This window comes from Micromonospora sp. NPDC047753, from assembly GCF_040642735.1.
Taxonomy (GTDB): Bacteria; Actinomycetota; Actinomycetes; order Mycobacteriales; family Micromonosporaceae; genus Micromonospora.
On sequence record NZ_JBEYSL010000522.1, the window covers coordinates 1 to 4,569 of the forward strand.

Genomic DNA, 4,569 nt, shown 5'->3' on the forward strand with positions numbered 1-4,569 from the left:
GGTCGAGAAAACGGTCGTCCAGAACCGGGCCCGCCCGCTACCACGCCACAGGCCGTAAGCCAACGCCAGTAGGAGAAGTACGCCTGTCAACCCGGTGGCAACGGATGGACCATTCGCAAACATCATCGACGCCGGGATGGCGGCGCCCACAAGCAGAATCACGGCGGCGACGGGGACCGGCACAGGAACGCGTCGTCGACTCTGCTCGATCATCGGCTCATGCCAGGCGTCATTCATTCGGTCCACCAGGCTGCGGCCCGCTACAGCACCACCGGGATCAGTTCGATGTCGCACATCGTCACGTGGGGCTCAACCAGTCGCTTGGCCTCCTCGACATCCTTCTCGGTGAGGAAGACGCCGAGGTTGTGCCACCTCCGACGGCCGTCCTGCTCGGTCAACGCAGTCAGCAGGTGCAGGTAGCGGTGTCGTTCCCGGCGTACGCCCTCTGGTAGGCCGGTGAGGAACGCCTCCGCCACCTTCTGTGGCGAGGCGATGTCCAGCTCGCCGCCGACTCCGCTGAGCGGCTTGACTGGCCACATCGGGTCGTACGGACTGAACGTGTTGAAGAACGAGGGCTGCACGTCCGACAGTTCGCCCTCGCACCACCCGACATTGGCGGTGATGACGTGGCCGGTCACCCCTTCGCTCTCCAGCACGAGCACCCTGGCATTCTCCGAGCGGTAACCGTCGTCACTGATGTCACCGCAGATCCGCGCGGCCTCGTCCCTGGTCGCGCACCGGATCACCAGCCCGCGGTACGCCGCCTGGATCTGCACGGCGTCGACCGGGTTGAACAGCACCTCGATCGTCGTCGAAAGCCGGCCGTGGCCCTCGGGCATCTGGTCCGCGCGCAGCAGGAGCTGGCCGTGCGTCGCCGAGTACGACCACAGCGCGAACAGCCGCTCGCTACGGAAGAGTTCGACACCCGGGCGGAAGTCCTCGTCACGGTGGAGCCAGACCTTCGACGTCATCTGGTCACCCTCCGCCCCCGCGACGGCGATCGTCAAGATCAGGATTCCGAAGCTCGGGTGCGACAACTGTTTGGTGCGGATCCCCTCGTCGGCTCGACGGTGCGGGCGTCAGGCACATGGTGGTCTGGCAGCGGAAAACACCTGCCGGCACCTCTCACCGCCCCTTCACCGTCGGTGAACCTCGTGCGGCTGGATGCGGGCCGTGCCGTTGGCGCGGGGCCCGAATCGTCAGCTTGAGAAGTGCCGATGTCCGGCTGTAGCGTTCTGCCAGTGGGACGGCTAGTGGACCGGCAGCGTGATCTCGCCGGGTGGTTGGTGACGCCGCTGTTCACCCTGATAGCCGCTCCAGTGTTGGCCTGCCTCGTCGGGGTGTTGGGGAGCCTCGGGGACCACAACGGTCCACCGGCGCTGTGCAAGGAGGCCATAGCAGAAAACATGTGCGAGGAGACCATCCTCGGGGTGGCCGGCTTACATGTGCTCATCTCAGGCGTCATGTGGTTGCTGCTCTGGGTCATTCCATGGTGGCGAGGTCTTCGCACGGTGCGCATTCTGCTGGCCGTCGCTGCGACCGTCGTCCTCGTACTCCTGCCGGTGCGGATGTTCCGCTGGTCCTGACACACCGCCCGCCGCTTGTCGTCTGCGGACATCTGGTTGCCCTGGTGTTGCTCGTCCTGGACGCGCGCCGTGAATGGAGTGCGTACGGGCGGGATGCTGCGACTTCCCGGCAACCTCTGTTCGGTGCCGGTCCGAGACCACCGGCGCCTGCGCAGGTGCCGGTGGTCTCGGCGCCCGCCAGCATCGGACGGGTGCGGCGGAGCTCCTGCACGACCTGCCTCGACCGAGGGCCGTCGTCGTGATCGGCCGGGGTCGTTGTCGCTCGGCCACAGGTTGGAGTTCGAGCTAGGCGCCGTATCCGCCGTCGATCCGGAGTACCGCACCGGTGACGTAGGAGGCCTCCGGGCTGGCCAGGAAGACGACGCCCGCGGCGATCTCCTCCCCCCTGCCGTAGCGCCCCATTGACGTCGTCGGAAGGAACACGGCTGCGGCCGGGCCGTCAGCCGGGTTGGCGTCGGTGTCGATGAATCCGGACTGGATGACGTTGACAGTGACGCCCCGGCCGGCCAGATCGCGGGCCACGCCTCGACTGAAGCCCTCGAGGGCCGACTTCGTCGCCGTGTAGTACGCCATCCCGGGGAAACCGGCCCGCATTCCCACACCCGAGCTGATGCTGATGATCCGCCCGTCATCCGGCAGCAGCGGCAACGCCTCCCGGATCGCGGCCGCCGGGCTCCTGTAGTTGGCGGTGAGCTGGCGCTCGATGGCGGCCTCATCGGGATCGACCTCGTCGATGCGGCCACCACCACCGATTCCCACGTTGTTGACCAGGATGTCGAGCCTTCCGAACTGCTCGACCACCTGGTGGATCAAGCCGGTCGCCTGCGTCACGTCCGTCTGGTCGGCCCGGAACGCCGCCGCGCGCACTCCCTTCGCCTCCAGGTCGGAGACCACGGCCTTGGCCCGATCCTCCGCGGCCACGTAGCTGATTGCGACGTCGGCTCCCTCGTCGGCCAGCGCCACCGCGATCGCGGTGCCGATCCCCCGCGATCCGCCGGTCACGATCGCCACCTTGTTGTCCAGCTTTCCCACTGCTGCCCACTTCCGCGTACGACGAGTTATTGACTGACCGGTCCACCATAAAGATTGTGGACCGGACGGTCAAGGATCCGTATCCTGGATCGCATGGCACGTCCGCGAGGGTTCGACGAGAAGCAGGTACTCAACGCCGTCCGTGATCAGTTCTGGAACGCCGGTTACGCCGCGACCTCGCTGGAGGACCTGATGCGGGTCAGCGGGCTGGGCAAAGGCAGCCTGTACGCAGCGTTCGGCGACAAGCGCCGGCTTTTCCTCCGGGCGCTGCGCGGCTACACCGACGACAACCACGACCACCTGCGCAAAGCCCTCACCGAAGCTCCGCGGGCCGTGGTCGCACTACGCACGATCCTTGAGCCACCGATCGGCGACCCGACCGGCGCCGGCAAACGGCGTGGCTGTCTGATGGCCAACAGCACCTTGGAACTCGGCAACGCCGACCCCGAAGTCCTCGATCACGCCCACCGCACGTACGAGACGTCCACCGCGCTGATCGGCGACTGCGTCGCCCGCGCCCAACGCGAGGGCGACCTACCCGCCGAGACGGATCCGATCGCACTGGCGCGCGCACTCCTGGCCGCGCAACAAGGCCTGCTGTTCATGAGCTGGACCGGCATGGACACGGCGACGCTCACCGCCACAGCACGATCACTCGCCAATCAACTCCTACCGGATCCCCACGACGGCTGAACCGGCCGGGGTCGAGGGAGCAGCGGAAGCACTTCTCGGCATCTCCCACCGCTCCCGCGCTGGCGGCGGATCTCCTCGTCGGGCAGCCGTAGACCGTCCAGCCTGGTAGCGCGGACCGCCTTGACCGGGCGGCGGGTCGTGCTGCTGCGGACTGAGGGCGTCGGCCCGGACCTCGACGCGTTCCGTCCGGGTCATAGGCAGCATGGCTGACCAGCAAAACGGCTGGTGGGGCGGGCGGGGCTCGAACCCGCGACCGAGGGATTATGAGTCCCCTGCTCTAACCGGCTGAGCTACCGCCCCGAAACACCGCGCCGGATCTTATCCCGCTCGGCGATCAGCAGCCAGCATCAAGCCGGCCGGTGCCCACGCCTGCGCCAGCACGATGGGCAACAGGAATATAACAGCGTGCTCGGGTACGACCGTCAGCCGGCGCGCAGCTCGTCCAGTACGGCGCTGGCGGCGCGCCAGCCGCTGGTGAGAGCACCTTGGATCGATGGGCTGTCCCGGTGGTCACCGGCCACGAAAAGGCCCTCTCCCATTGCCACCGGCTTGCGCAGCCGTCCCTGCGGCGGTGGCGCGGCGGGTAGCGCCTCGGGGATGGCCACTGTGGTGAGGTGGGTCCAGTCGGCGGTGGAACGGCCGTACAGCCGGGTCAACTCGGCCCGGATGGTCGGCTCGGGTGGGGCCGTCGGGCCGACCACCGAGGTGGCGATCAGGTGCCGCCCGGTGGGCGCGTACGTCGTGGCGGCGTTGCTGAGCACCACGGTGTTGGCGACGAGTTCGCTTCGCTCGCCGTCGACGAGCAGGATCGGCTCGGTGAGCGGCGGCTCAGGGGTGCTGTGGTAGTAGGTGGTGTAGCTGTGCATGCGTACCGTCGCCAGGGCTGGCAGCAGCGCGGCCGCGGCGGGCGGGTCGACGGCGACCACGACGGCCCGGCAGCGGATGTCGCCGGCCTGGGTGCGGACCCGGCCCGGGGTGACCTCGGCGACCGGGGTGTTCAGGTCGAGCAGGTCGGCGGGCAGCGGCGCGGCGATGGCCCGGGGCAGCGCGGCCATTCCTTCGGCGGGCAGGCCGATCCGGCCGCGGGCGAAGGAGCGCAGCACCATCGCCAGCACGTGGCTGGAGGTGGAGAGTTCCCGGTCGATGAACACACCGGACAGGAACGGCAAGAGCGAGGTCGGCGGGCAGTTGGCCGTCCACTTCGGTGACGAGGGCGGGTTCGACCTGGAGATTCTTGAGCTGGACCCGGCTGGTCGGG

The 4,569-nt window shown here is 68.2% G+C and carries 5 protein-coding genes, 1 tRNA gene and 1 pseudogene; 2 read left to right on the forward strand and 5 right to left on the reverse strand.

Annotation, left to right across the window (positions count from 1 at the left end; translation table 11 throughout):
• Together ABZ749_RS29970 and ABZ749_RS29975 are read right to left on the reverse strand one after the other, a co-directional pair.
• A partial coding sequence (locus ABZ749_RS29970) for a hypothetical protein (protein WP_357233671.1) occupies nucleotides 1-237 on the reverse strand: 237 nt, incomplete at its 3' end.
• Between the two features lie 23 nt (nucleotides 238-260).
• A complete protein-coding gene (locus ABZ749_RS29975) occupies nucleotides 261-971 on the reverse strand; it encodes a hypothetical protein (protein WP_357233673.1) in 711 nt (236 codons plus the stop codon).
• A 270-nt stretch (nucleotides 972-1,241) separates the two neighbouring features.
• Between ABZ749_RS29975 and ABZ749_RS29980 the strand changes: the two genes are divergently transcribed.
• Nucleotides 1,242-1,586: a hypothetical protein gene (locus ABZ749_RS29980; RefSeq protein WP_357233675.1), complete on the forward strand. Its 345-nt coding sequence runs from the start codon at nucleotides 1,242-1,244 to the stop codon at nucleotides 1,584-1,586.
• A 285-nt stretch (nucleotides 1,587-1,871) separates the two neighbouring features.
• On the opposite strand, the gene ABZ749_RS29985 is transcribed toward ABZ749_RS29980, so the two are convergent.
• Nucleotides 1,872-2,618: an SDR family oxidoreductase gene (locus ABZ749_RS29985; protein WP_357233677.1), complete on the reverse strand. Its 747-nt coding sequence runs from the start codon at nucleotides 2,616-2,618 to the stop codon at nucleotides 1,872-1,874.
• 93 nt (nucleotides 2,619-2,711) lie between these two features.
• Between ABZ749_RS29985 and ABZ749_RS29990 the strand changes: the two genes are divergently transcribed.
• Nucleotides 2,712-3,311, forward strand: a complete 600-nt coding sequence (locus tag ABZ749_RS29990) for a TetR/AcrR family transcriptional regulator (protein ID WP_357233679.1) — start codon at nucleotides 2,712-2,714, stop codon at nucleotides 3,309-3,311.
• 223 nt (nucleotides 3,312-3,534) lie between these two features.
• On the opposite strand, the gene ABZ749_RS29995 is transcribed toward ABZ749_RS29990, so the two are convergent.
• Nucleotides 3,535-3,611 (reverse strand) — tRNA-Ile (locus tag ABZ749_RS29995).
• 122 nt (nucleotides 3,612-3,733) lie between these two features.
• Nucleotides 3,734-4,477: pseudogene (locus tag ABZ749_RS30000) on the reverse strand (FAD-dependent oxidoreductase); the annotation flags it as partial.
• Nucleotides 4,478-4,569: the final 92 nt, after the last annotated feature.

What these genes read in the sequence shown, in the direction of transcription:
- ABZ749_RS29975 (WP_357233673.1), bottom strand. Translation starts at nt 971, where the DNA reads ATGACGTCGAAGGTCTGGCTCCACCGTGACGAGGACTTCCGCCCGGGT.
- ABZ749_RS29990 (WP_357233679.1), top strand. Translation starts at nt 2,712, where the DNA reads ATGGCACGTCCGCGAGGGTTCGACGAGAAGCAGGTACTCAACGCCGTC.